The sequence below is a fragment of the Microbacterium sp. NPDC058021 genome, from assembly GCF_042885955.1.
Lineage (GTDB): Bacteria > Actinomycetota > Actinomycetes > Actinomycetales > Microbacteriaceae > Microbacterium.
Map to the genome: position 1 here is coordinate 286,012 of NZ_JBHVRF010000006.1, position 26,185 is coordinate 312,196.

27 protein-coding genes are annotated in these 26,185 nt (G+C 70.4%); 25 read left to right on the top strand and 2 right to left on the bottom strand.

All coding sequences use genetic code 11. From position 1 onward, the window contains the following. The first annotated feature begins 239 nt into the window (after positions 1-239). Genes ACFVR6_RS14645 through ACFVR6_RS14670 form a run of 6 tightly spaced genes read left to right on the top strand, consistent with a single transcriptional unit; the run spans position 240 to position 4,548 of the window. Positions 240-599 carry a LysM peptidoglycan-binding domain-containing protein gene (locus tag ACFVR6_RS14645; protein ID WP_386964299.1) on the top strand — a complete coding sequence of 120 codons (360 nt, stop codon included), beginning with the start codon at positions 240-242 and terminating at the stop codon, positions 597-599. 19 nt (positions 600-618) lie between these two features. Then, the gene (locus tag ACFVR6_RS14650; RefSeq protein ID WP_386964301.1) at positions 619-1,713 is read left to right on the top strand and encodes a histidinol-phosphate transaminase; all 1,095 of its coding nucleotides are present in this window, start codon (positions 619-621) and stop codon (positions 1,711-1,713) included. Further along, on the top strand, positions 1,710-2,321 hold the full coding sequence (gene hisB, locus ACFVR6_RS14655; protein WP_386964303.1) for an imidazoleglycerol-phosphate dehydratase HisB: 612 nt from the start codon (positions 1,710-1,712) through the stop codon (positions 2,319-2,321). Before ACFVR6_RS14650 ends, hisB begins: the two co-directional genes overlap by 4 nt. Next, positions 2,318-2,980 (top strand): imidazole glycerol phosphate synthase subunit HisH, encoded by a 663-nt coding sequence (gene hisH, locus ACFVR6_RS14660; RefSeq protein WP_386964305.1) that lies wholly within the window; start codon positions 2,318-2,320, stop codon positions 2,978-2,980. The genes hisB and hisH overlap by 4 nt, the downstream gene beginning before the upstream one ends. Positions 2,981-3,032: 52 nt before the next feature. Next, a complete protein-coding gene (gene priA, locus ACFVR6_RS14665) occupies positions 3,033-3,779 on the top strand; it encodes a bifunctional 1-(5-phosphoribosyl)-5-((5-phosphoribosylamino)methylideneamino)imidazole-4-carboxamide isomerase/phosphoribosylanthranilate isomerase PriA (RefSeq protein WP_386964307.1) in 747 nt (248 codons plus the stop codon). Further along, positions 3,763-4,548 (top strand): SseB family protein, encoded by a 786-nt coding sequence (locus ACFVR6_RS14670; protein ID WP_386964309.1) that lies wholly within the window; start codon positions 3,763-3,765, stop codon positions 4,546-4,548. Before priA ends, ACFVR6_RS14670 begins: the two co-directional genes overlap by 17 nt. Positions 4,549-4,602: 54 nt before the next feature. On the opposite strand, the gene ACFVR6_RS14675 is transcribed toward ACFVR6_RS14670, so the two are convergent. Further along, entirely contained in the window at positions 4,603-5,022 is a 420-nt protein-coding gene (locus ACFVR6_RS14675; RefSeq protein ID WP_386964311.1) for a DUF1844 domain-containing protein, read from the bottom strand. A 260-nt stretch (positions 5,023-5,282) separates the two neighbouring features. Between ACFVR6_RS14675 and infC the strand changes: the two genes are divergently transcribed. From infC to pheT, 10 genes are all read left to right on the top strand, one after another. Continuing rightward, complete coding sequence (gene infC / locus ACFVR6_RS14680; protein WP_386964378.1) at positions 5,283-5,960, top strand: translation initiation factor IF-3; 678 nt, start codon at positions 5,283-5,285, stop codon at positions 5,958-5,960. A gap of 71 nt (positions 5,961-6,031) precedes the next feature. Next, positions 6,032-6,226, top strand: a complete 195-nt coding sequence (rpmI, locus tag ACFVR6_RS14685) for a 50S ribosomal protein L35 (protein WP_191718014.1) — start codon at positions 6,032-6,034, stop codon at positions 6,224-6,226. Between the two features lie 29 nt (positions 6,227-6,255). Further along, the gene (gene rplT / locus ACFVR6_RS14690) at positions 6,256-6,636 is read left to right on the top strand and encodes a 50S ribosomal protein L20 (protein ID WP_386964313.1); all 381 of its coding nucleotides are present in this window, start codon (positions 6,256-6,258) and stop codon (positions 6,634-6,636) included. A gap of 109 nt (positions 6,637-6,745) precedes the next feature. After that, positions 6,746-7,546, top strand: coding sequence for a TrmH family RNA methyltransferase (locus ACFVR6_RS14695; protein ID WP_386964315.1), 801 nt, complete (start codon positions 6,746-6,748; stop codon positions 7,544-7,546). An 84-nt stretch (positions 7,547-7,630) separates the two neighbouring features. Further along, positions 7,631-8,425 carry an amino acid ABC transporter ATP-binding protein gene (locus ACFVR6_RS14700; protein WP_386964317.1) on the top strand — a complete coding sequence of 265 codons (795 nt, stop codon included), beginning with the start codon at positions 7,631-7,633 and terminating at the stop codon, positions 8,423-8,425. 60 nt (positions 8,426-8,485) lie between these two features. Next, positions 8,486-9,388: a glutamate ABC transporter substrate-binding protein gene (locus ACFVR6_RS14705; protein ID WP_386964319.1), complete on the top strand. Its 903-nt coding sequence runs from the start codon at positions 8,486-8,488 to the stop codon at positions 9,386-9,388. A 67-nt stretch (positions 9,389-9,455) separates the two neighbouring features. Continuing rightward, positions 9,456-10,112: an amino acid ABC transporter permease gene (locus ACFVR6_RS14710; RefSeq protein WP_257533170.1), complete on the top strand. Its 657-nt coding sequence runs from the start codon at positions 9,456-9,458 to the stop codon at positions 10,110-10,112. After that, on the top strand, positions 10,109-11,035 hold the full coding sequence (locus ACFVR6_RS14715) for an amino acid ABC transporter permease (protein WP_386964321.1): 927 nt from the start codon (positions 10,109-10,111) through the stop codon (positions 11,033-11,035). Before ACFVR6_RS14710 ends, ACFVR6_RS14715 begins: the two co-directional genes overlap by 4 nt. A 42-nt stretch (positions 11,036-11,077) precedes the next feature. After that, positions 11,078-12,118 (top strand): phenylalanine--tRNA ligase subunit alpha, encoded by a 1,041-nt coding sequence (gene pheS / locus ACFVR6_RS14720; protein ID WP_386964323.1) that lies wholly within the window; start codon positions 11,078-11,080, stop codon positions 12,116-12,118. Next, on the top strand, positions 12,118-14,628 hold the full coding sequence (pheT, locus tag ACFVR6_RS14725; protein WP_386964325.1) for a phenylalanine--tRNA ligase subunit beta: 2,511 nt from the start codon (positions 12,118-12,120) through the stop codon (positions 14,626-14,628). Before pheS ends, pheT begins: the two co-directional genes overlap by 1 nt. A 113-nt stretch (positions 14,629-14,741) precedes the next feature. Here the strand turns inward: pheT and ACFVR6_RS14730 are convergent, their stop codons facing one another. Beyond that, positions 14,742-15,866, bottom strand: coding sequence for an AAA family ATPase (locus ACFVR6_RS14730; RefSeq protein WP_386964327.1), 1,125 nt, complete (start codon positions 15,864-15,866; stop codon positions 14,742-14,744). Positions 15,867-16,034: 168 nt separating this feature from the next. Here ACFVR6_RS14730 and ACFVR6_RS14735 point away from each other — a divergent pair, with 168 nt between their 5' ends. The 9 genes from ACFVR6_RS14735 (at position 16,035) to ACFVR6_RS14775 (ending at position 25,825) form a co-directional block, all read left to right on the top strand. After that, complete coding sequence (locus ACFVR6_RS14735; RefSeq protein WP_386964330.1) at positions 16,035-17,009, top strand: NAD-dependent epimerase/dehydratase family protein; 975 nt, start codon at positions 16,035-16,037, stop codon at positions 17,007-17,009. Positions 17,010-17,337: 328 nt separating this feature from the next. Then, entirely contained in the window at positions 17,338-18,414 is a 1,077-nt protein-coding gene (gene argC, locus ACFVR6_RS14740; RefSeq protein WP_386964332.1) for an N-acetyl-gamma-glutamyl-phosphate reductase, read from the top strand. Beyond that, positions 18,411-19,568, top strand: a complete 1,158-nt coding sequence (argJ, locus tag ACFVR6_RS14745; protein WP_386964334.1) for a bifunctional glutamate N-acetyltransferase/amino-acid acetyltransferase ArgJ — start codon at positions 18,411-18,413, stop codon at positions 19,566-19,568. The genes argC and argJ overlap by 4 nt, the downstream gene beginning before the upstream one ends. Further along, positions 19,565-20,464: an acetylglutamate kinase gene (gene argB / locus ACFVR6_RS14750; RefSeq protein ID WP_386964336.1), complete on the top strand. Its 900-nt coding sequence runs from the start codon at positions 19,565-19,567 to the stop codon at positions 20,462-20,464. Before argJ ends, argB begins: the two co-directional genes overlap by 4 nt. After that, positions 20,461-21,693, top strand: a complete 1,233-nt coding sequence (locus ACFVR6_RS14755; RefSeq protein ID WP_386964338.1) for an acetylornithine transaminase — start codon at positions 20,461-20,463, stop codon at positions 21,691-21,693. The genes argB and ACFVR6_RS14755 overlap by 4 nt, the downstream gene beginning before the upstream one ends. Then, positions 21,690-22,613: an ornithine carbamoyltransferase gene (gene argF, locus ACFVR6_RS14760; protein WP_386964341.1), complete on the top strand. Its 924-nt coding sequence runs from the start codon at positions 21,690-21,692 to the stop codon at positions 22,611-22,613. Before ACFVR6_RS14755 ends, argF begins: the two co-directional genes overlap by 4 nt. Next, complete coding sequence (locus ACFVR6_RS14765) at positions 22,592-23,689, top strand: heparan-alpha-glucosaminide N-acetyltransferase domain-containing protein (protein WP_386964343.1); 1,098 nt, start codon at positions 22,592-22,594, stop codon at positions 23,687-23,689. Before argF ends, ACFVR6_RS14765 begins: the two co-directional genes overlap by 22 nt. A gap of 9 nt (positions 23,690-23,698) precedes the next feature. Further along, positions 23,699-25,132: an argininosuccinate lyase gene (gene argH / locus ACFVR6_RS14770; RefSeq protein ID WP_386964344.1), complete on the top strand. Its 1,434-nt coding sequence runs from the start codon at positions 23,699-23,701 to the stop codon at positions 25,130-25,132. A gap of 48 nt (positions 25,133-25,180) precedes the next feature. Next, on the top strand, positions 25,181-25,825 hold the full coding sequence (locus ACFVR6_RS14775; RefSeq protein WP_386964346.1) for a SatD family protein: 645 nt from the start codon (positions 25,181-25,183) through the stop codon (positions 25,823-25,825). Positions 25,826-26,185: the final 360 nt, after the last annotated feature.

Consider the following 26,185-nt stretch of genomic DNA (forward strand, 5'->3'; position numbering starts at 1 on the left):
CTCGCCGCGTGGGGCAGCGGTCTTCGAATGTCGGAGGTCCGTGGTGGGGTGCTCCTGTCGAAACCGTATCCGGTGACGGATGCCGCGCAGGGGAAGACCACGCGTGTCGCGTGCGATCGATCTCCGATTCGGTTTCGTGCTTGACAGCCTAAAACATCGAAGATAACTTCGGAAGAGAACTTCGCATCCGGCTCTCCCGGCCGAGGGTCGGATGCGAAGATCGCCACCAAGGAGGAGCCATGACCACCATCCAGTTCGCAGGACCCGTGCCGTCCGCCACGCGGCTGCGGCTCACCTCCCGCGGCCGCCGCGTCCTCGCGGGAGCGGCCGCGTTCCCCGCCGTGATGGCCCTCGGCTTCGGCATCCTCAGTGGCGGCGGCGCGCTCGCGACCGTCGACGCCTCCGCCCCCGCCGGCACTTTCGAGACCGTCACGGTCGCCGCGGGCGAATCGCTGTGGGGCATCGCCCAAGAGGTCGCGCCGCAGGCGGACCCGCGCGACGTGGTCGACGCCATCGTCACGCTCAACGCGCTGGAGTCCTCGGCGGTCGCCGCCGGGCAGCGCCTGTCGATCCCGCTGGAGTACACCGCCGACCGTTGAGGTCTCCACGCGCCCTAGCATGGGAGGGGTGATCGTGAGTCTCGACGACCTGCCCCTCCGCGCCGACCTGCGCGGCCAGACCCCCTACGGCGCCCCACAGGCCGCGTTGCCGGTGGCCCTCAACGTCAACGAGAACACCCATCCCGTCCCGGACGAGGTCGCCGGCGACATCCTCGACTCCATCGCCCGGGCGCTGCGTGACATCAACCGCTACCCCGACCGCGAGTTCACGGCGCTGCGTGAGGGCTTCGCCGACTACCTCGGCCACGGTCTCACCGCCGAACAGATCTGGGCGGCCAACGGCTCCAACGAGGTGCTGCAGCACGTGCTGCAGGCTTTCGCCGGTCCGGGTCGGACGGCGTTCGGATTCACGCCGAGCTACTCGATGTACCCGCTCCTGACCCGCGGCACCGGTGCGACCTGGGTCGCGGGGCACCGCGGCCACGACTTCACACTGACCCCTGCCGACGCGGCGGCGCAGGTCGAAGCGGCCGCACCCGACGTGATCTTCCTCTGCGCGCCGAACAACCCCACCGGCACCCCATTGCCGCTGGACGTCATCGAGGCCGTCTACGACGCCAGCCACGGCATCGTGATCGTCGACGAGGCCTACGCCGAGTTCGCCCCCCGCGACGCCGGCACCGCGCTGTCGCTGCTGCCCGGCCGTGAGCGCCTCGTGGTCTCGCGCACGATGAGTAAGGCGTTCGCCTTCGCGGGTGCCCGCGTGGGGTACCTGGCCGCAGACCCGGCCGTGATCGACGCCCTGCGTCTCGTGCGCCTGCCCTATCACCTGAGCGCGCTCACGCAGGCGGCCGCCACCGCGGCACTGCGGCACGCGCCGGTCATGCTCGGCATGGTCGACGAGATCGTGTCGCAGCGCGATCGCATCTCCGCCACCCTCGATGCCCTCGGCTACGAGCCGCACGAGTCGTGGACGAACTTCGTGCTCTTCGGCGGCGTCGACGACCCCGCCGCCACATGGCAGGCGCTGTACGACCGCGGCATCCTGATCCGCGACGTCGGCATCCCCGGCCACCTGCGGGTCACCGCGGGGACCGAGGCCGAGACCACCGCGTTCCTCGATGCGCTGGCCTCGATAGACTCGAAGGCATGACCCGTCCCGACGCGCGCACCGCCTCCGTGCGCCGCGCGACCAGCGAATCCACCGTCGAACTCGACCTCGACCTCGACGGCACCGGCCGCAGCCACATCGACACGAGTGTGCCGTTCTTCAACCACCTGCTCACCGCGTTCGCGAAGCACTCGCTGACCGATCTGACGGTGCGCGCCTCCGGCGACACCGACATCGACGCCCACCACACCGTCGAGGACGTCTCGATCGTGCTCGGCCAGGCGATCCGCGAGGCACTCGGCGACAAGAGTGGCATCTCCCGCTACGGCGACGCCCTCGTGCCGCTCGACGAGGCGCTGGCCCAGGCCGTCGTCGACATCAGCGGCCGGCCGTACCTCGTGCACACCGGCGAGCCCGCCGGCTTCGAGCACCACCTCATCGGCGGCCACTTCACCGGTTCGCTCGTGCGCCACACCTTCGAGGCGATCGCGTTCAACGCCGGACTCACGGTGCACGTGAACGTGCTCGCCGGCCGGGACCCGCACCACATCGCCGAAGCCGAGTACAAGGCGTTTGCGCGGGCGTTCCGACAGGCCAAGGCCCTCGACCCGCTCGTCCAGGGCATCCCCAGCACCAAGGGCGCTCTGTGACGGTGGATGCCACCGATCGCCCGCTCGTCGCGGTCCTGGACTACGGGTCGGGCAACGTCCACTCCGCCGTCAAGGCGCTGATCGCCGCGGGCGCCGACGCGCGCCTGACCGCCGACCGCGGCCTCGTGCGCGACGCCGACGGTCTGGTCGTGCCCGGCGTCGGGGCCTTCCGCGCCGTCATGGACGCCCTCCGTGCCAGCCGTGCCGACGAGCTCATCGACCGGCGCCTGGCCGGCGGACGCCCCGTGCTCGGCATCTGCGTCGGGATGCAGGTGCTGTTCGAGCACGGCGTCGAGCGCGGCGTCGACACCGAGGGACTCGGGGAGTGGCCGGGCGCCGTCACCGAACTCGACGCTCCCGTGCTGCCGCACATGGGCTGGAACACGGTGGAGCCGGGGGAGGGGTCGGTGCTGTTCCGCGGCATCGAGGCGGAGCGCTTCTACTTCGTGCACTCCTACGCCGCCCAGTCCTGGACGCTCGACGTCATGCCGCCGTTCCCCTCGCCCGCGCTGACCTGGAGTCGTCACGGCGCGCCGTTCCTTGCCGCCGTGGAGAACGGACCGCTGTCGGCGACGCAGTTCCACCCCGAGAAGTCGGGCGAAGCCGGCATCCGCCTGCTGTCCAATTGGCTCGGCGCGCTGCGCCCGGCTACGCTCTGACACCGTGCCGTCGCGGCTTTCGCCGCGCCACCGAGCCCGTAACCCTGGAGCCATGAACGATTTCGCGTCCACCCCTGAGTTGATCCTTCTGCCTGCGATCGACGTCGCCGACGGCAAGGCCGTGCGCCTCACGCAGGGCGAGGCCGGCACCGAGACGAGCTACGGCGACCCCATCGAGGCGGCGCAGCTGTGGGCGCGTCAGGGTGCCCAGTGGATCCACCTGGTGGACCTCGACGCCGCCTTCGGGCGCGGCAACAACACAGCGGTGCTGCGCAAGGTCATCAAGCACCTCAAGGGTGTGCAGGTGGAGCTGTCCGGCGGCATCCGTGACGACCGTTCGCTGGAGGCAGCGCTGGAAAGCGGCGCCACGCGCATCAACCTCGGCACGGCGGCCCTCGAGAACCCGGAGTGGGCCGCGGACGTCATCGCCCGTTACGGCGACGCGATCGCCGTCGGCCTGGACGTACGGGGGACCACCCTCGCCGCGCGCGGCTGGACCCGCGAGGGCGGCGACCTGTGGGAGGTGCTCGACCGGCTCGAGCAGGCCGGCTGCGGCCGCTACGTCGTCACCGACGTCACCAAGGACGGCACGCTGCGCGGCCCGAACCTCGAGCTCCTGCGCGAAGTGACCGCACGCACGACCAAGCCCGTCGTCGCCTCGGGCGGCATCTCGAGCCTCGATGACATCGCGGCGCTGCGCGAGCTCGTGCCGCTGGGTGTGGAGGGCGCCATCGTCGGCAAGGCCCTCTACGCGAAGGCCTTCACCCTCGCCGAGGCGCTGGATGTCGCCGGATCCTGAGCACGGCTGCGCGAACACCGGCGACTCCGCCGGCGTCGCGTGGGAGGGGCGCAGCTTCCAGTCGAACCCGCACGCGGGTGACGACGGCTCCGCCGACCCCGCCCTGCTGGGCGCGCTGCAGGCCTTCCGCGCCGGCGAAGGCGACCAGATCGCCGTCGTCGAGGCGTATCGCCGCGCGCGACTGCTGATCCCGCTCGTCGCCGAGAAGGGCGATGAGGGCGTCGGACCCACCGGCCTCGTCGTCGACAAGACGCAGGAGCTGTCGATCGTCACGGTCGCGGCGCCCGACGGCCGACGCGTGCTGCCGGTGTTCACCTCGGTCGCCGCGATGCAGCGGTGGGATGCCACGGCGCGCCCCGTGCCTGCCGACGGCGTGCGCACGGCGCTGGCCGCGGCGAACGACGACACCGACCTCATCGTCATCGACCCGACATCGGACACCGAGTTCGTGCTGCGTCGTCCCGCCGTCTGGGCGATCGGCCAGGGGCACGCGTGGGAGCCGAGCTTCTCGTCGCCGGAGGTCTACCGGGGGCTGCAGGAGAGCATCGGGGGAGAGCTGGCGGTGCTCGACCTGTCGATGGCGCCGGGTGACCCCGACGCGCGACTGCGCGGCCCCGAGCTGCTGGTGCGCCTGCAGCTGGTCGCGGGTCTCGAACAGGCCGAGCTCGATGCCGTGCTGCAGCGCCTCGCCGCCCGCTGGGCCGCCGACGACCGCATCGCGGTGCTCGTCGATTCCCTGACGGTCAAGCTCACCCGCCCCGCCGAGTGAGCATTCGCCCCGCCGAGTGAGTATTCGCCCCGCCGAGTGAGTATTCGCCCGGGGTCAGGTGACGGGGCCGGTCAGCTTCTCGCCGGGGCCTTTGCCGATCGGGTCGGGGACGACGGATGCCTCGCGGAACGCGAGCTGCAGCGACCGCAGCCCGTCGCGCAGCGACCGGGCGTGCATGTCGCTGATCTCGGGAGCGCCGGCGGTGATGAGCCCGGCCAGGGCGTTGATGAGCTTGCGCGCCTCATCCAGGTCCTGCTGCGTCTCGGGGTCGTCGGCGAGGCCGACCTTCACCGCAGCGGCGCTCATGAGGTGCACCGCCGTGGTCGTGATGACCTCGACCGCGGGGACGTCCGCGATGTCGCGGGTCGCGGCGCTGGCCGCACGATCCTGTTCCTCCCAGCGGGCCTCGGTCGCGGCATCCGGAGCGCTTCCGGGGGTTGCCAGATCGTCTCGGCCATCAGGAATCGTGTTCACATCGCACTCTCTGCTAGACTTTCGCGGGCACCGGGGGTTTCTCCCCCGGATCGAAAGAGGATCACATCCCACCCGCGCTTGCCGTTCCAGGCTACCGGGTCCACGCACTCCGTTCCGTCTCGTACGGAGTAGCCAGGGTGCAGAAGCCGGCGCTGGAGCGCCGTGCGGGTGGAACGTGCGAATCTTCCGCCCGCGAGGGACCGCTGCACAGCGGATCGTCGCGGTGGCCGAACCTATTCGCTACGTAAGAGGAGCTCCGCATCAGCGATCCCCGCACCAATGACCGCATCCGCGTCCCCGAGGTCCGCCTCGTCGGACCCGCGGGTGAGCAGGTCGGCGTCGTCCGCATCGAGGTGGCGCTGCGCCTGGCCCAGGAGGCCGAACTCGACCTGGTCGAGGTGGCCCCGAACTCGAAGCCGCCCGTGGTCAAGATCATGGATTACGGCAAGTTCAAGTACGAGGCGGCGCAGAAGGCCAAGGAAGCGCGGCGCAATCAGGCGAACACGGTCCTCAAGGAGGTCCGTTTCCGACTGAAGATCGAAGCCCACGACTACATCACCAAACTCAAGCGCGCCGAGGGCTTCCTGCAGGCGGGCGACAAGGTCAAGGCCATGATCCTGTTCCGCGGTCGCGAGCAGTCGCGTCCCGAGCAGGGTGTGCGTCTGCTGCGCAAGTTCGCAGAAGACGTGGCGGAATTCGGCACGGTCGAATCCAGCCCCACGATCGACGGTCGCAACATGGTGATGGTCGTCGCGCCCCACAAGAACAAGTCCGAGGTCAAGACGGAGCAGAACGCCGCTCGCGCCGCCAACAAGGAGGCAGCCCGACAGGCTCGCTCCGGCGGTCCCGACGACGAGCACGATGACCACGACGAGCACGACGGCGAGCAGTCGGCTGACAAGCCGGCTGAGAAGCCCGTCGAGCAGCCGGCCGAATAGGCCCCCACAGACTCCCGCACCGCGGGATCCGAACTCCCGCCTGCGCGGGACGTGAAACGAAGGAAGAAGAGATGCCGAAGCAGAAGACCCACTCGGGTGCCAAGAAGCGCTTCAAGGTCACCGGAAGCGGCAAGCTCATGAAGCAGCAGGCCAACATGCGCCACAACCTTGAAGGCAAGTCCAGCCGTCGCACCCGTCGCCTCAACCAGGAGCAGGTCCTCGCTCCCGGTGACGCGAAGGTCGCCAAGAAGCTGCTCGGTCTCTGAGCGCCCCGCACGTTAGAAGGTAGAAGAAAATGGCTAGAGTCAAGCGGGCTGTCAACGCCCACAAGAAGCGTCGCGTCATCCTGGAGCGCGCCTCCGGTTACCGCGGACAGCGTTCGCGTCTGTACCGCAAGGCGAAGGAGCAGGTCACCCACTCGCTCGTCTACGCGTACCGCGACCGTCGCAAGCGCAAGGGCAACTTCCGTCGCCTCTGGATCCAGCGCATCAACGCCGCTGCCCGCCAGAACGGCATCACGTACAACCGCTTCATCCAGGGCCTGGGCCTCGCGGGTGTGCAGGTCGACCGTCGCATGCTGGCCGAGCTGGCCGTGCACGAGCCGGCCGTGTTCGCCTCGCTCGTCCAGACGGCCAAGGCCGCTCTGCCCGCCGACGTCAACGCCCCCAAGGCCTGACTCGACGCAGCCGTCGCGCCTCGGCGCTGATCGCACAAGGGGCGTCCTCTTCGGAGGGCGCCCCTTCGTCGTGCCGAAAACCGGGGATCCTGCGCCGTAGGATGGGAACGTGCTCGAGAATCCGCGTTCGCCTCGTGTGCGGGCCGTCGCCAAACTGACCAAGCGCAGCGCCCGGCAGGAAACGGGACTGTTCCTGCTGGAAGGCCCGCAGGCGGCCCGCGAAGCCCTCGCCCACCGCCCCGACACGCTCATCGAGCTGTTCGCGACGCCGAGCGCGATGGAACGCCACGGCGACCTCCGCGAGGCGGCGCAGGATGCCGGCATCGAGATCGTCTTCACCACCGAAGCCGTCCTCGACGCGATGGCGGACACCGTCACCCCGCAGGGGATCGTCGCTGTCGCACGCCAGTCGCCGAGCTCGGTACGCGACATCTTCGCCGGCAACCCGAAGCTCATCGCGATCTGCGAAGAGGTGCGCGACCCGGGCAACCTCGGCACGATCATCCGTGCGGCGGATGCCGCGGGTGCGGATGCCGTCATCCTCACCGGGCGCACGGTCGATCCGTACAACCCGAAAGTGGTCCGCGCCACCACCGGGTCGCTGTTCCACGTGGCCGTCGCCGTCGGCGCCGACCTCGAGACCACCGCCGCCCGCGCCCGCGCGGCCGGGATGCAGGTCGTGGCCGCCGATGTCGGGGGAGAGGACTTCCTCGCCCGCCGGAGCCTGTTGTCTCAGCCCACCGCGTGGCTGTTCGGCAACGAGGCGCGGGGACTGGACGAGGAAGCGCTCGCCCACGCGGACCTGTCCTTGCGGCTGCCGATCTACGGCCGGGCCGAGTCGCTCAACCTCGCGACCGCCGCGAGCGTGTGCCTCTACGAGAGCGCCTTCGCGCAACGCACCGACGGCTGACCGCTCGCGTCGGTTTTGTTTCAGAACGGTAAAGGTACCGTCAACCCCTCACTCGCGCCGCGGCGCATGAATAAGGTGTCACTCATGGCGTTTTCAGACTCGCAGGCTGCCCCGCGCACGTCGAACATCGATGTGCAGCGCGGCCAGCCCCTCGTCGTCGTCTCCGATGTGCAGAAGCACTACGGCGACTTCCAGGCCCTGAAAGACATCGATCTCACCGTCAACCGCGGTGAGGTCGTCGTGGTCATCGGGCCGTCCGGCTCCGGCAAGTCGACCCTCTGCCGCACCATCAACCGGCTCGAGACCATCACGAGCGGATCCATCACGATCGACGGCAAGGAACTGCCCAAGGAGGGCAAGGCCCTCGCGGCGCTCCGCGCCGACGTCGGCATGGTGTTCCAGTCCTTCAACCTCTTCTCGCACCTGACGATCCTCGACAACGTCACGCTCGGGCCCATCAAGGTCAAGGGCATGAAGAAGGCGGATGCCGAGCGCGAAGCGCGGGCGATCCTGGAGCGCGTCGGCGTCGCGCAGCAGTCGGACAAGCTCCCGGCGCAGCTGTCCGGCGGCCAGCAGCAGCGCGTCGCGATCGCGCGGGCACTGGCGATGAAGCCGAAGCTGATGCTCTTCGACGAGCCGACCAGCGCGCTGGACCCCGAGATGATCAACGAGGTCCTCGACGTCATGGTCGGCCTCGCCCAGGACGGCATGACGATGATCGTCGTCACCCACGAGATGGGCTTCGCCCGCAAGGCCGCCGATCGCGTCGTGTTCATGGCCGACGGACAGATCGTCGAAGAGGCCACACCGGAGCAGTTCTTCACCACGCCCAAGAGCGAGCGGGCCAAGGACTTCCTCTCGAAGCTGATCACGCACTGAGACGTCCGCGCCCCTGCACCGGGCGCGGCCACCGAGAGACATCGACACCAGGAGGATCACATGCGCAAGACCCGTATGGCCGGCGCCTTCGCCGGCATCGCCATCGCAGCCCTCGCCCTGACCGCGTGCAACAGCGGCACGCCGGACAACCCGGGCGGCGACACGACCGAAGGCGCCGAGGGCGATGCAGCCCTCTGGGAGGTCGCCACCGACGTCTCGCTGGAAGGCAGCCCCACCTACGACCGCATGGTCGAGCGTGACGGCGTGATCATCGGCGTCAAGAACGACCAGCCGGGCCTGGGCTACCAGGACGCGGCGACGAACGAGCGCACCGGCTTCGACATCGACATCGCACGCTGGATCGCCGCGTCGCTGGGATTCTCCGAGGACCAGATCACGTACGAGACGATCCCTTCCGCCAACCGTGAGCAGGCGATCGTCAACGGCGACATCGACTACTACGTCGGCACTTACTCGATCACCGACAAGCGCAAGGAGCAGATCGACTTCGCTGGTCCCTACTTCATCACCGGCCAGGGTCTGCTCGTCGCCGCCGACAACGAGGACATCACCGGACCCGACGACCTGGCAGGTAAGATCGTCTGCTCGGTGACCGGCTCCACCCCGCTGCAGCGCATCCGTGACGAGTACAGCCCCGGCGACACGGTCGAGTACGACACCTACTCGCAGTGCATCGAGCAGCTGCTGTCGGGCTCGGTCGACGCGATCACCACCGACGAGGCGATCCTTGCCGGCTACGTGGCACAGCAGCCCGATGAGCTGAAGATCGCCGGTGAGCCCTTCAGCGAGGAGCGCTACGGCGTGGGCCTCGAGAAGGGCGACACCGCCCTGCTCGACCACATCAACGCCCTCTTCACCGACGGCGGCGACGTGTGGACGGCGCTGTTCGAGGAGCACCTGGCTCCCGCCGGCATCGCCGGCGAGCAGCCCGCCGTCGACTGACCCTGAGGCCGGGGCGGCCCACGCGGCCGCCCCGACCCTCTTCTTGATCCGACCGAGAGAAGTACGCATGGGCGTCATCACCGACAACGCCGACGTGTGGGGCGAAGCCCTGCTGGGCACTCTCATCCTGTTCTTCGGCGGCGGGGTGCTCGCCCTCGTGCTCGGCATCGTCGTCGCCGCGATGCGCGTTTCGCCCATCCCGGTGGCCCGTGCCGTCGGCACGATCTACGTCAACACGATCCGCAACACGCCGCTGACGCTCGTGTTCTTCGCGTTCGCGTTCGCCCTGCCTCCGATCCTGGGCCTGCGATTGACCTCCGACGTGTCGCTGACCCTCGCGATCAGCGCGCTGGGGCTGTACACCGCGACCTATGTGGCCGAGACGATCCGCTCCGGTATCAACACGGTCCCGGTGGGGCAGGCCGAAGCCGCCCGCGCTCTGGGCCTCACATTCGGCCAGGTGATGGGCCTCGTGGTGATGCCGCAGGCGTTCCGCTCGGTGATCCCGCCGATGATGAGCGTCTTCATCGCGCTGCTGAAGAACACCACCGTCGCCGCCGGGTTCTCGGTCGTCAACCTCGGCTCGGCCCGCAACTACCTCAGTGAGCGGGGCGAGAACCAGTTCCTGGTGATCGTCTGGGTCATGGTCATCTTCGTGGCGCTGGTCCTGCTGCTGTCGTGGCTGCAGCGAACGCTCGAGAACCGATGGAGGGTGACCCGATGACCTCGGTCCTGTACGACGTCCCCGGTCCCCGGGCCATCGCCCGTAACCGCATCCTCGGCGTCATCACGGTGCTGCTCGTCGCGGCGGTGCTGGGCTTCCTCCTGTGGCGCCTCATCGACACCGGGCAGTTCTCCGCCCGCAAGTGGCAGGCCTTCAGCTACACCACCGTGTGGCTGAACATCGGTGAAGCGACGCTGCGCACTCTGGCTGCCTTCGCCGTGGCCGCGGTCGGCGCCCTCGTCGTGGGCTTCGTGCTCGCGATCGGGCGACTCTCCGATCACGCGTGGGTGCGCATCCCTGTCGGCGCCATCGTCGAGGTGTTCCGCGCCGTGCCCGTCCTGGTCTTCATGTTTCTGCTCTACTACGGGCTGCCGGTCATCGGCATCCGGATGGACTCGTATTGGGCCGTCGTCATCGCGCTCATCGCCTACAACGGCCCGGTCCTGGCCGAGGTCATCCGCGCCGGCGTGCAGTCGCTGCCGCGCGGTCAGCAGGAGGCGGGCTACGCCATCGGCCTGCGCAAGTCCGGCGTGATGCGGCTCGTGCTGCTGCCGCAGGCGATCCGCGCGATGCTGCCCGTGATCATCGCGCAGCTCGTGGTGACGCTGAAGGACACGGCGCTCGGCTTCATCATCACCTACCCGGAGCTGCTGTTCTACGCGCGCTACCTGGGCTCGCAGTCGACGTACGGCTCGCCGATCGTGCCGATGACGATCATCGTCGGGGCCATCTACATCGGGCTCTGCCTGCTGCTCTCGCTGGTGGCCACCGTCGTCGAGAAGCGTCTGCGTCGCTCGGCGCGGACGCCCGGTGTCGCCCCGATGCACCATCCGGTGGGCGAGGTCACCGACACCCAGCTCATCGCGGTGCAGGGGCGTGCGGAGCGCACGCTCGACGGCAAGGCGGGCCCGCTCGACGGTTGATCGGGGCGGGAGTGCGGCCACGCGTCGGTAGACTCGTTCTTCGTGTCTGACACTCCCGAGATCACCCCTGAAGCGGTGGATGCCGCGGTCGACGCGGCCCTCGCCGCGATCGCCGCCGCCGCCACCACAGCCGAGCTGAAGGCGGCGCGCTCCGCGCACTCCGCCGAGGGTTCGCCGCTGGCCGCCCTCAACGCGCAGCTGCGCTCCGTGCCCAACGAGCGCAAGGCCGAGTTCGGCAAGCTCGTCGGCCAGGCGCGCGGCCGGGTCAACCAGGCGCTGGCCGCCCGCGAGGCGGAGCTGGCCGCGGCCGAGACCGCTGCCCAGCTCGAAGCGGAGCGCGTGGACGTCACCGCGCTCGCGCAGCGCGCGCGCACCGGCGCGCGGCATCCGCTGAGCCTCCTGCAGGAGCAGATCGCCGACCTGTTCGTCGGCATGGGCTGGGAGATCGCCGAGGGCCCCGAGCTCGAGCACGAGTGGTTCAACTTCGACGCTCTGAACTTCGACGTCGACCACCCGGCTCGCCAGATGCAGGACACGTTCTACGTCGACCCGGTGCAGCGTCACCTCGTCATGCGCACGCACACGAGCCCCGTGCAGGTGCGCAGCATGCTCGAACGCGACCTGCCGATCTACATCCTGGCTCCTGGCCGGGTGTACCGCACCGACGAGTTCGACGCGACGCACCTGCCCGTCTTCAGCCAGTTCGAGGGCCTCGTGGTGGACAAGGGCATCACGATGGCGCACCTGAAGGGCACGCTCGACCACGTCGCACGGGTGCTCTTCGGTGACGAGGCGAAGACCCGCATGCGCGCCAACTACTTCCCGTTCACCGAGCCGTCGGCGGAGTTCGACCTGTGGCACCCCACCTTCAAGGGCGGCGCCCGGTGGATCGAATGGGGCGGCTGCGGCATGGTGAACCCCAACGTGCTGCGCGCGGCGGGGATCGACCCCGAGGTGTACTCGGGCTTCGCATTCGGTATGGGCTTCGAGCGGACGCTGATGTTCCGCAGCGATGTACAGGACATGCGAGACATGGCCGAGGGCGATGTCCGCTTCAGCGAGCAGTTTGGAATGGTGGTCTGATGCGCGTTCCGCTCTCGTGGCTGCGTGAATACGTCGACGTCCCGGCGGATGCCACACCCGAGGACGTCCTCGCGGCACTGGTGTCGGTGGGCTTCGAAGAGGAGGACGTGCACGGCTTCGACCTGCAGGGCCCCATCGTCGTCGGCCAGGTGGTCGAGTTCGTCGAGGAGCCGCAGTCCAACGGCAAGACGATCCGCTGGTGCCAGGTCGACGTCGGCGAGGCGAACGGCGGCGTGCGCGGCATCGTCTGCGGCGCGCGCAACTTCTTCGTCGGCGACAAGGTCGTGGTGACGCTCCCGGGCGCAGTCCTGCCGGGGCCCTTCCCGATCGCGGCGCGCAAGACCTACGGCCACGTCTCGGACGGCATGATCGCCTCGGCCAAGGAGCTGGGCCTCGGTGACGAGCACAACGGCATCCTGCGCCTGGTGGAGCTGGGCCTGGACCCGGAGGTCGGGACGGATGCCATCGCCCTGCTGGGCCTGGACGACGTCGCCGTCGAGATCAACGTCACCCCCGACCGCGGCTATGCGCTGTCGATCCGCGGCGTCGCCCGCGAGTACTCCCACGCCACCGGTGCGGCGTTCCGCGACCCGGGCGAACGGGAATGGGGCGAGCTGCAGCAGCCGGTGGAGGGCTTCGCCGTCGCCGTCGACGACCAGGCGCCGATCCGCGGGCGCGTGGGAGCGAGCGAGTTCGTCGTGCGGATCGTCCGCGACGTCGACCCCACCAAGCCCACGCCGCCGTGGATGGTCGCGCGGCTCACGCTCGCCGGCATCCGATCGCTCGGCATCCTCATCGACATCACGAACTACGTGATGCTCGAACTCGGCAACCCGATTCACGGCTACGACCTCGACCGCCTGCAGGGCGGCATCACGGTGCGCCGCGCGCACGAGGACGAGAAGCTCACCACGCTCGACGGCAAGGAGCGCACGCTCAGCCCCGAGGACCTGCTCATCGCCGACGAGTCGGGGCCCATCGGCCTGGCCGGCGTCATGGGCGGCGGGACGACCGAGATGACCGACGCGACCCGCAACGTGCTCATCGAGGCTGCGGTGTTCGACACCGTCTCGATCGCGCGCACCGCGCGCCGGCACAAGCTGCCCTCCGAGGCGTCGCGCCGCTTCGAGCGCGGCGTGGACCCGCTCATCCCGTTCGTCGCCGCCCGGCGCGTAGCCGACCTGATGGTCGAGTACGCCGGCGGCACGCTGGAGACCGAGGTCGGCGGCGCACTGTTCGCCGACGTGCACATCGCCGGCATCGAGCTGCCGAAGCCCTTCGTCCCCGGGCTCATCGGCGTGGACTACAGCGATGCGGAGATCGTCGGCGCGCTGGAGACGATCGGCTGCGAGGTGACCGAGACCGCCCAGGGGTGGGTCGTCATCCCGCCGTCGTGGCGCCCGGACCTCACCGACGCGTGGACCCTCGCGGAGGAGGTCGCCCGTATCGACGGATACGACCGCATCCCGTCCGTGCTGCCGGTGCCGCCGTCCGGCCGCGGGCTGACGCCCGCGCAGTCGGGCCGGCGACGGGTGGCGAACGCGCTCGCGGCCGCCGGGTACACCGAGACGCCGTCGTTCCCGTTCACGACGGCCGAGCAGAACGACCTGCACGGGTCGGCGTCGGGGGAGCACCTCCCCAGCGTCAAGCTCGCCAACCCGCTCGACGGCCAGGCGCCGTTCCTGCGTCGCTCGCTCGTGCCGGGCCTGCTACAGGTCGCGCACCGCAACCTGGCGCGCGGCTTCGGCGACCTCGCGCTGTTCGAGACCGGCGCGGTGTTCCTGCCCGAGCCCGGTGTGACGTACGGCACCGACCACGTGCCGCCGCTGGCCGTGCGCCCGGATGCCGCGACGCTCGCGGCGCTGGACGCCTCCATCCCGCCGCAGCCGCGTCACGTCGCCGTGCTGCTGACCGGCCACCGGGTCGCGAAGCAGCCGGGTCAGGCCGCGGAGGCGTTCGACCTCGGTGACGCGCTGGATGCCGTCCGCACGATCGCGGTCGCCGCCGGTGTCTCGATCGGCGTCGCCCAGGGCGAGCGCGCCGCGCTGCACCCGGGACGCACCGGCGTGCTGTCGGTCGGTGACGTCGAGGTCGGGTACGTCGGCGAGGTGCTGCCGGCCGTATCGGCCGACGCCGACCTGCCGGGTCGCGTCATCGTCGCCGAGCTGGACCTGGACCTTGTACTGTCGCTGGCCGGCGACCGCGTGGTGGCCGCGTCGCTGTCGGGATACCCCGCCGCGACGCAGGACGTCTCGCTCGTCGTGCCGCGCGAGACCCCGGCATCCGCCGTACGTGCCGCCCTGGTCGACGGCGCAGGTGAGCTGCTGGAGTCGCTGCGCCTCGTGGACGACTACCGCGGGCAGGGCCTGCCCGACGATGCGAAGAGTCTCACGTTCGCGCTGCGGTTCCGCGCCCCCGACCGCACGCTGACCGCGGCCGAGGCGACCGAGGCGAAGCTCGCCGGCGTCGCCGTGGCCGCGGCCCGTCTGGGAGCCGCGATCCGCGAGTGAGCATTCGCGCCCGCGAGTGAGTATTCGCGCCCGCGAGTGAGCATTCGTCGCGTCGAGTGAGTACTCGTCGCGTCGAGTGAGTACTCGATATCGGTGGGGGACCGGGGCTCGCCTCAGCGCGAGCCCCAGTTCCACGCCGGCGCGTCGAGCACGCCCTGTCCCGCGACGATCGTGCCATCGGGCGTGCGCTGCAACTCGACCTGCGCGGCATCCGCGAGGCCGCTGACCAGACGCGGGGCATGGGTCACCACGAGCAGCTGCGTGCGCTCGGATGCCGCGGCGATGAGCGCGCCCAGCGGTTCGAGCAGTTCGGCGTGCAGGCTCGCCTCGGGCTCGTTGAGCACGATCAGCGGGGCGGGTCGCGCAGGCAGCAGCGCCGCGCACAGGAGCAGGTAGCGCAGGGTCCCGTCGGAGAGCTCGCCGGCCTGAAGCGGACGGAGCAGGCCCGGCAAGCGCAGCGCGAGCGAGAAGAGACCGTCGCTGCCGGTCACCTGCACGCGGGCGCCGGGGAACGCGGCATCCACGGCGTGTTCGAGGGCTTCACCGTGTCCGGCATCCTGGATCGTCGCCCACACCGCCGCGAGGTTCTCGCCGCCGTGGGCGAGCGTGTGCGAGCGCGTCCCGACCTGCGGGCGGCGGGCGGGAGCGTCGGGGTCGACCCGGAAATGGTCGTAAAAGCGCCAGGCCCCCAGCATCCGGCGCAGCGTCAGCAGTTCCGGTGCGGTATCGCCGTCGGCCAGGTCGGTGACGATGCTCTCGAACGGGGCGAGCTGCTGGTGGAGGGTGGTCCACGAGCCGTCGCGCACGCGCGTCGCCCCGCGCAACCGGTCGATCAGGAGGGTCGCAGGCTTGGCGACCGGCCCGGCGAACACCTGCTCGCGCTTGATCTCGGGGTCGCGGGCGAAGACGCTGGACTGATCGGCCTGTGGGATGCCGAGGTCGACGAGGTAGCCCAGCTCGTCGCCGGCGAACCCGAGCTGCACGGCGACGGGGCCGCGGCGCTGGGTGGCCTGTCCGCCGCCGTATTCGGGTCCCGCCCACAGCACCGAGGGCAGTCCGCCCTCGCCCGCGACGGCGGAGATGAGCGAGCCGTTCGCGGTGGATGCCAGCAGGCGCAGTGCGCGGTAGAGGTTCGACTTGCCCGACCCGTTGGCGCCGGTGACGACGGTGAGGGGCGCGAGCGGGACGACGACGTCGCGCAGGGACCGATAGCCGGAGACGGCGAGCGTGGTGAGCATCCCCCGATCCTGACACGCACCTCCGACACCGCCGGCGTCGAGTGAGCATTCGCGACGCCGAGTGAGCATCCGCACCCGCGAGTGAGCATTCGCACCCCGCACAGGCCGTCGCTTTCTCGAATCGACTCTGCTGGAATCGACCCCATGAGGGATGCGCGCAATCGACCCATGGCGAACGTGCTGATTCTCGGGGGCACCGGATGGCTCGGTTCCCGCGTCGCGGAGCGGTGGCTGGACCACGGTGCTCGGGTGACGTGCCTCGCGCGCGGCCACCGGCCGGCGCCGGAGGGAGCGCACCTCGTGGCGGCCGACCGCACGGCGCCCGGAGCATACGATGCGGTCGCCGATCAGGAGTGGGACGAAGTCGTCGACGTGTCGTCGGATGCCGCGAGCGTGGCATCCGCCGTCGGGGCGCTCGCCGCCCACACCCGGCACTGGACCTACGTCTCGACGATCTCCGTGTACGCCGACAGCGACGGGGCCGGCGACGATGAATCGGCGCCGGTCGTGGGGCCCGGCACCGACGGGGAGTCGGACTACGCCCACGAGAAGTCGGCGGCCGAATCGCTCGTCCGCACTGCGCTCGGTCACCGCGCCGCGATCGTGCGCCCCGGGCTCATCGCCGGGCCGGGGGATCCCACAGACCGTTTCGGATACTGGGTGTCGCGGTTCGCGCTCGCCGGGGATGGTCCGGTGTTGGTGCCCGACACCGAGGACAAGGGCGTGGCCGTGATCGACGTCGACGATCTCGCGGACTTCATCGTCGCGCTCGGCGACGCTCGGTGGACGGGTGTCGTCAACGCGGTCGGAGACCCCCATTCGCTGGCGGACGTCTTGGCGCAGGCGCGGGAGGTCGCCGGGCACACCGGCGAGGTCGTCGCAGCTTCGGATGAATGGCTGGCCGACCACGCTGTGGCGCACTGGTCCGGCCCGCGCTCATTGCCACTGACGCTGCCGCCGCGGCATCGCGGATCGTGGTCGCGCTCGAACACGGCGTACAAGATCCTCGGCGGGCGGCTGCGTCCGCTGCGGTCGACCCTCGAACGCACTCTGGATGCCGAGCGCGAGGCGGGCCTGGATCGCGATCGCGTTTCGGGCATGACCCGCCAGGAGGAGATCTCGCTCCTTTCCGCCATCGAGTGAGCATTCGACGTCGCGAGCGAGTACTCGCCGACCCACTGGCGAGTACTCACTCGGCGCGACCAATACTCACTCGGCGGCACGAATGCTCACTCGGCAGCACCGGCGGCGGTCGGTGGCGGCGGGGCGGTTTGCGGGGGGAGGGGGCGGCGGGATATCGTCGCGACATGCCTTCGGCTGTGTGCACCCCTGCGACGCTCGCTCTGAGCGCCGCTGCTGCGCGCCGCCGCCGGGGCGGGCGCCGACTCTAGGCGACCCTGCGAGCGACCGCTGCGGTCGCAGCCGGTGTCGCCGTCTCCGGCCCCGTATCCCAGCCAATTAAGGTGTATTCATGACCTATTCGGTCGCCGTCTCCGGCGCATCCGGCTATGCGGGCGGCGAGATCCTCCGCCTCCTCGCCGCACATCCCGACATCGACATCCGCACCGTCACGGCGCACTCCAACGCCGGGCAGCCCCTCATCGACCACCAGCCGCACCTGCGGTCGCTGGCCCACCTGCAGCTGCGGGAGACCACCCCCGAGGTGCTCGCCGGCCACGACATCGTCTTCCTCGCTCTGCCCCACGGGCAGTCGGCGCAGTACACCGACGCGCTCGCCGACACCCCGCTCGTCATCGACGCCGGCGCCGACCACCGGCTCACTTCGGCCGCGGCCTGGGAGCAGTTCTACGGCGGCGCGTTCGCCGAGCCATGGGCCTACGGCGTGCCCGAGCTCCCCGTCGCGGGCGGCAAACAGGGCGGCAAACCGGGCGGCAAACAGCGTCACCGCCTCGTCGGCGCGCGTCGCATCGCGGCGCCGGGATGCAACGCCTCCACCGTGAGCCTGAGCCTCGCCCCCGGCGTCGCCGCGGGCGTCATCGACCCCGGCGACATCGTGTCGGTGCTCGCCGTCGGTCCCTCCGGAGCGGGCAAGAGCCTCAAGCCGAATCTCCTCGCCAGTGAGATCCTCGGCACCGCGAACCCGTATGCCGTCGGCGGCACGCACCGGCACATCCCCGAGATCCGCCAGGCGCTCGTCGAGGCGGCGGGCACCGACCCCGACGCGATCCGCATCTCCTTCACGCCCGTGATCGTGCCGATGTCCCGCGGCATCCTCGCCACGACGTCCGCTCCCATCGCCCCGGGGGCGACGGATGCCGACATCCGCACCGCATGGGAAGACGCGTACCGCGACGAGCCGTTCGTGCAGCTGCTGCCGACCGGCCGCTTCCCGCGCACCGCCGACGTGCTCGGCGCCAACACCGCGCTCCTCGGCCTCGCGATCGACCGCGCCGCGAACCGCGTCGTGGTCGTCACCGCAGTGGACAACCTCGTCAAGGGCACCGCGGGTGCCGCGATCCAATCGATGAACATCTCCCTCGGCCTCCCCGAGACCACGGGCCTGAGCGTGAACGGAGTGGCACCGTGAGCGTCACCGCAGCACTGGGTTTCGAGGCGGCAGGCGTCGCCGTGGGCCTGAAGTCCACCGGCAAGCCCGATGTCGCCGTCGTGGTCAACCGCGGCCCGCTGAAAGTCGGCGCCGCCGTGTTCACCAGCAACCGCGCCAAGGCCAACCCCATCATCTGGTCGCAGCAGGCCATCGCCGACGGGGTCGTCGAGGCCATCGTGCTCAACTCCGGCGGCGCGAACTGCTTCACGGGCGCGTTCGGCTTCCAGACGACGCACCAGACCGCGGAGAAGACCGCCGGGCTGCTCGGAGTCAGCCCCGGCGACATCCTCGTCTGCTCCACCGGCCTCATCGGCACCGGCGACGAGGTCTTCCGCGCCAAGGTGCTCGACGGTGTCGAACAGGGCATCGCCACCCTCAGTCCCGATGGGGGAGTCGCCGCCTCCGAGGCCATCATGACCACCGACTCCGTCGCCAAGCGCAGTGAGTTCCGCGGTGACGGCTGGACGATCGGCGGCATGGCCAAGGGCGCCGGCATGCTCGCGCCGGGCCTTGCCACCATGCTCGTCGTCCTCACGACGGATGCCGTGCTGGACGCCGCCCAGGCCGACGCGCATCTGCGCGCGGCGACCCGGGTCAGCTTCGACCGGCTCGACTCCGACGGCTGCATGTCCACCAACGACCAGGTGACGCTCCTGGCCAGCGGAGCCAGCGACGTCGTCCCCGACCCCCACGCGTTCCGCACCGCGCTCATCGCGGTGTGCAGCGACCTCGCCCGCCAGTTGCAGGGCGACGCCGAGGGCGCGAGCCACGACATCACGATCCAGGTGACGAACGCCGCCAGCGAGGCCGACGCGGTGACGGTCGGTCGATCGGTCGCCCGCAACAACCTGGTCAAGGCCGCGATCTTCGGCAACGACCCCAACTGGGGCCGTGTGCTGGCGGCGATCGGCACGACGGATGCCGCCTTCGACCCGTACGACGTGGACGTGTGGATGAACGGCGTGCGGGTGTGCACCGCCGGCGGTCCCGACCGCCCCCGCGAGGAGGTCGACCTCACCCCGCGCGCCACGCACCTGCTGATCGACCTGAAGGCCGGCGCCGAGACGGCCAGCATCCTCACCAACGACCTGACGCACGACTACGTCCACGAGAACAGCGCGTACGCCTCATGACCGACATCCAGCAGACCACCCCCGAAGAGGCCGCGGTCAAAGCCGGCGTCCTCATCGAGTCGCTCCCGTGGCTCAAGCGCTTCAGCGACCAGATCATCGTCATCAAGTTCGGCGGCAACGCCATGGTGTCCGAAGAGCTGCAGAACGCGTTCGCCGAAGACATCGCCTACCTGCGCTTCGTGGGCGTCAAGCCCGTCGTCGTGCACGGCGGCGGCCCGCAGATCTCCAAGATGCTCGACCGGCTGTCGATCCCGAGCGAGTTCAAGGGCGGCTACCGCGTGACCTCCACCGAGGCCATCTCGGTGGTGCGCATGGTGCTCACCGGCCAGATCAACCCCCAGCTGGTGAGCCGCATCAACACGCACGGTCCGTTCGCGAGCGGACTGTCCGGCGAGGACGCGGGCCTGTTCGGCGGACGCCGCCGCGGCGTGCACATCGACGGCATCGAGCACGACCTCGGCAACGTCGGCGACGTCGTCGAGGTCGACCCGCAGCCCGTGCTCGACCAGCTCGCCGCCGGACGCATCCCGGTCGTCTCCAGCATCGCCCCGGATCTGGACAACCCCGGACAGTCGCTCAACGTCAACGCGGATGCCGCGGCGGCGTCGCTGGCCGTCGCCCTCGGTGCCACGAAGCTCATCGTGCTCACCGATGTGCCGGGCCTCTACGCCGACTGGCCCGATCGCAGCTCGCTCGTCTCGCATCTGACCGCGACGGAGCTGCGCGCCATGCTGCCGCGCCTGGAATCGGGGATGATCCCCAAGATGCAGGCGTGCCTGGACGCGGTCGACGGCGGCGTCGACACCGCGGCCATCATCGACGGCCGCCAGCCGCACTCGCTGCTGGTGGAGATCTTCACGGAACAGGGCATCGGCACGGAGGTGGTGGCGGGATGACCGCGCACAAGTGGCAGGAAGACGCGCAGCGGGATCTGGTGCGCAACGTCGGTGACCGCTCCGCGCTGTTCGTGCGCGGCGAGGGCGCAGCGTTGTGGGATGCCGAGGGGAAGCGTTACCTCGACTTCCTCGCCGGCATCGCCGTGAACTCCCTCGGGCACGCCCACCCGGCGTTCGTCGAAGCCGTCTCCACCCAGGCGGCGACCCTGGCGCACGTGTCGAACCTCTACGCGACGCCGTGGCAGCTGGAGCTCGCGGCACGGCTGAAGCGGCTGGCCGGCACCGGTGAGGCCGGCCGGGTGTACTTCGGCAACTCCGGCGCCGAGGCCAACGAGGCGGCGTTCAAGCTGGCGCGCCTGCACGGTGGCGCCGACCGGCCCCGCATCCTGACGCTCAAGGACGCGTTCCACGGCCGCACGATGGGCACCCTCGCCCTCACCGGCAAGCCCTACATGCAGGAGCCGTTCCTGCCGATGGTGCCGGGGGTCGAGGCGATCGACTCCACGATCGACGCGCTCGAGGCCGCACTGGACGACCGCGTCGCGGCGCTGTTCGTCGAGCCCATCAAGGGCGAGGCCGGCGTCGTCGAGCTGCCCGAGGGGTACCTCGAGGCGGCCCGCGAGCTCACCGCCCGTCACGGGGCGCTGCTCATCATCGACGAGATCCAGACCGGCGCCGGGCGCACCGGCGAGTGGTTCGCCTTCCAGCACACCGGCATCACCCCCGACGCCATCACGGTGGCCAAGGGGATCGGCGGTGGGTTCCCGATCGGCGCGCTCATCACCTACGGTGCCGCCAGCGACCTGTTCTACCCGGGCACCCACGGCTCCACCTTCGGCGGCAACGCCCTGGGCACCGCCGTCGCCTCCGCCGTCCTCGGCGAGATCGAGAGCGCCGACCTCGTGGGCAACGCCGCCGTCCGCGGCCCGCAGATCCGCGAGGCCGTCGCCGCGATCGGTTCGCCGCTGGTGGAGGGATGCCGCGGGCAGGGTCTGCTCATCGGCGTCGCGCTGCGGCATCCCGTCGCCGGCGCCGTCGTCGCCGCCGCGCACGAGCACGGCCTCATCGTCAACGCCGCCAACGACGCCACGGTGCGCCTCGCGCCGCCGCTGACGATCGGCGATGTCGAGATCGACGAGTTCGCCGAGCTGTTCGCCCGTGCCCTGTCCACCGTCGAGCAGGCCCTCCTGCTCGATTCCCCTTCCCACACCGAGGAGGCATCAGCGTGACCCGTCACCTGCTGCGCGATGACGACCTGACCGCCGCCGAACAGGCCGAGATCCTCGACCTCGCGGTCGCGCTGAAGAAGGACCGCTGGAAGCTGAAGCCCCTCGAGGGCCCGCAGACGGTCGCGGTGATCTTCGACAAGTCCTCCACGCGCACCCGCGTCTCCTTCGCCGTCGGCATCGCCGACCTCGGCGGCTCGCCGCTGGTGATCACCACCGCCAGCAGCCAGCTGGGCGGCAAGGAGACCCCCGCCGACACCGCGCGCGTGCTCGAGCGCCAGGTGGCGGCGATCGTGTGGCGCACCTACGCGCAGGCGGGGCTGGAGGAGATGGCGGCCGGCACCCGGGTGCCGGTGGTCAACGCCCTGAGCGACGACTTCCACCCGTGCCAGCTGCTGGCGGACCTGCTCACGATCCGTGAGCACAAGGGCGAGCTCAAGGGCCTCACCCTGGCGTTCTTCGGCGACGGCTGCAGCAACATGGGTCACTCGTACGCGCTGGCCGGCGTCACCGCCGGCATGCACGTGCGCATCGCCTCGCCCGAGGCGTACGCGCCGCGCGAGGACATCGTGGCCGACGCCGACCGCCGCGCCGCCGAGACCGGCGGCTCGCTCACGCTCTACACCGACCCGATCGAAGCCGCTGCGGGCGCCGACGTGATCGTCACCGACACCTGGGTGTCGATGGGCAAGGAGGAGGAGAAGATCTCCCGCCTGCGTGACCTCGGCGCCTACAAGGTGACCGCCGAGACCATGGAGCTCGCCGACGACGGCGCGATCTTCATCCACTGCCTGCCCGCCGACCGCGGGTACGAGGTGGATGCCGAAGTCATCGACGGCCCGCAGAGCGTCGTGTGGGACGAGGCCGAGAACCGGCTGCACGCCCAGAAGGCCCTGCTGGTGTGGCTGCTGCGGCAGCAGTAGGTGGTCTGAACGCGCCCGGCCGGCTGGCCGGGATCGATCTCGCGCGCGGGCTCGCGATCGTCGGGATGCTCGCCGCGCACCTGCTCGACGGCGTCGAATGGCGCTGGAGCGACCCCGCGACGTGGACGGCGATCGCCGACGGCCGGTCGTCGATCCTCTTCGCCACCCTCGCGGGGGTGTCGATCGGCATCGTGACCGGGGGAGTGTCGCCGCTCGCGGGCGGGGCGATGCGCACCGCGCGCGGCCGCCTCGCCGTGCGCGCGGGTCTGCTCTACCTCATCGGCATCGTGCTGATCGCCACCGGCGTGCCGGTGTACGTGATCCTGCCCGCCTACGCGCTGCTGTTCCTCCTCGGCATCCCCTTCACCGGCCTCGGCGCGCGTGCGCTGCTGCTGACTGCGGCGGGCGTGGCGCTGACGATGCCGTTCGTGCAGGCGTGGCTCGACCGGATGCCGGTGTGGTCCACCCCGGAGGGTGGCGACCTCGCACTGCTGCTGGGCTGGCACTACCCGTTCCCGGTGTGGATCGCGTTCATCCTCGCGGGCATGGGCCTTGCCCGTGCCGACCTGCGCACGACCGCGGTGCAGCTGCGGATGCTGGGCGCCGGCACTGCGCTCGCCGTCGTGGGCTACGGGCTCGACGCCGTGTCCGGGGTGAGTGAGGCGGCTGAGCGCACGTCGGCGTGGCGCGCGGTGTGGACGGCGCGGCCGCACTCCAGCGGCATCCTCGAGGTCATCGGCTCGGGCGGTTTCGCCATCGCCGCGATCGCCGTCTGCCTGCTGCTGTGCCGCACCCCGCTCACCTGGGTCGCGCTGCCGCTGCGGGCGGCCGGCGCGATGCCGCTGACCGCCTACGTCGCGCAGCTGGTCGTCTGGGCGATCTGGGCGGCCGTCGCGCTCGGGGCCACCGACGACCTCCTCGGCTTCCGCGACCTCGACCCGTTCTGGCCGATCACCCTCGGCATCCTCGCCGGCTCGACGCTTTGGGCGCTGCTGCTCGGGCGTGGTCCGCTCGAACGCCTGGTCGCCTGGCTGTGCCGGGTGCTCGTCCCCGGGGGACCGTCGTCCCCCCGGTAGGCTAGGGGAGTGAGCGGATCCAAGAGCGAAGGCACGAACGAGGGCGCACTGTGGGGCGGCCGATTCAGTTCGGGCCCGTCGCCGGAGCTGGTGGCGCTGAGCCGGTCGACGCATTTCGACTGGGCGCTCGCGCTCTACGATCTGGCCGGCTCCCACGCCCACGCGAAGGCGCTCGCCGCCGCCGGGTACCTCACGCCGGATGAGGAGGCCCGAATGCACGCGGGGCTCGACGCGCTCGCCGCCGCCGTGCAGGACGGCACCCTCGTCGCCTCGCCGACCGACGAAGACGTGCACGGCGCGCTGGAAACCGCGCTCATCGCGGAGGTCGGACCGGAACTGGGCGGAAAGCTGCGCGCCGGACGCAGCCGCAACGACCAGATCGCGACCCTCGTGCGGCTGTACCTGCTCGACCACGCACGGCTGATCGCGCACGAGCTGCTGCAGGTCATCGACGCCATCGTCGCGCAGGCGGAGGCGCACCCCGCGGCGATCATGCCGGGACGCACCCACCTGCAGCACGCGCAGCCCATCCTGCTGGCGCACCACCTGCAGGCCCACGCATGGCCGCTCGTACGCGACCTCGAGCGCCTCCGCGACTGGACGGCGCGCGCCAGCGTCTCGCCGTACGGCGGGGGAGCGCTCGCCGGAGCGACGCTGGGGCTGGACCCGCAGCTCGTCGCCGATGAGCTGGGACTCGCCCGCCCCGCGGAGAACTCCCTCGACGGCACCGCCGCACGCGACGTCGTCGCGGAGTTCGCGTTCATCACCGCCATGATCGGCGTCGATGTCTCCCGGTTCGCGGAGGACATCATCATCTGGAACACCCGCGAGTTCGGGTTCGTGACCCTCGACGACGGCTACTCGACGGGGTCGAGCATCATGCCGCAGAAGAAGAACCCCGACATCGCCGAGCTCGCGCGCGGCAAGGCCGGGCGGCTCATCGGCAACCTGTCGGGTCTGCTCGCGACGCTCAAGGCCCTACCGCTGGCGTACAACCGCGACCTGCAGGAGGACAAGGAGCCCGTCTTCGACTCCATCGCGACGCTCGAGGTCGTGCTGCCCGCCTTCGCCGGCATGGTCGCCACCCTCCGGTTCCACACCGAGCGCATGGCCGAGCTGGCACCGCAGGGCTTCTCGCTCGCGACCGACGTGGCGGAGTGGCTCGTCAAGCGCGGAGTGCCCTTCCGCGACGCGCATGAGATCTCCGGCGCGCTCGTGCAGGCGTGCGAGCAGCGGGGCATCGAACTGCACGAGGCCAGCGATCATCTGCTCGCCGAGGTGTCGGAGGCGCTCACCCCCGAGGTGCGGGAAGTGCTCTCGCTCGAAGGGTCCGTCGCCAGCCGCGACGGCGTCGGCGGCACCGCACCGGTGCGCGTCGCCGAGCAGCGAGCCGAGCTCGTCGCCCGCGCGCAGGCCGCAGCCCACGCAGTGGGACTCCGCTGAATAAGCGCAGGGCTGATATCTCGCGGAGATAAGGGTTATGCTTATGCCATGACCGCCGCCGTGATCGCAGACATCGTCGGATCCCGTCGCCTGCGCGATCGCGCGGCGGCGCAGCGGGAGCTGGACGAGGCGATCACCCGGGTCGAGGCCGACGTGCCCTTGGCGGTGCGGCCCTTGCGCCCCATCGTGGGGGATGAGCTGCAGGGCGTGTACCCCTCGCTCCTCACGGCGTCGGCGGCACTGCTGCTCGTGCGACTGGCGCTGCCCGACGGCATCGAATGCCGCTTCGGCGTGGGGATCGGCGAACTGTCCGACGTGCCGTCGGTGGCTGTCGGCACGATCGCGGAGGGGCCGGCGTGGTGGGCGGCGCGCGAGGCCATCGATCTGGTGCATCGCAAGCAGAGTCGGTCGCTCCCGAATGCGCGCACGTGGGTGGTCGCCGCAGAGGATGCCGACGCCCAGACGCGGGATGCCGTGCGCCTCGCGAATGCGTCGTTCCTGTCCCGCGATCAGCTGGTGAGCACCATGGCGGAGCGCACGCGGCGTCTCGTCTACGGCCGGTGCCTCGGCCGCACCCAGCGGGAGCTCGCCGACCGGGAGGGCATCACGCAGTCCGCCGTCTCGCAGGCCCTCGCCGCGAGTGGGGGAGCCATGCTCGTGGAAGGGCTGCGGGTGCTCCTGGCCGCGGAATGACGCGCGACACACCCGGGATCCCAGCTCGATTTGCCCAGTCGCCGAGATCGACGTAATGTTTTCTCTGTTGGCCCCACAGGGAACAGCGGAGAGGCCGAAGGCCCCGCACCCCTCAAGCGGCAACACTCCATCCTCCTCGATCTTCGGATCGGACGTCTTCTGACACGGATGGAACTGCCCACCTCAACTGCTGGTCGATTTGACAAGCGAGACGAGATGGGTAAGATAGAGAAGTTGCCCTGCAGGCCAGTCGTGAGGCTGAGCGGCAGGAGCATCCGATCCTTGAGAACTCAACAGCGTGCACTTGTCAAATGCCAAATAACCTCGTCCCGGTTTTTACCGGGTGAGATTCCTTTGGAT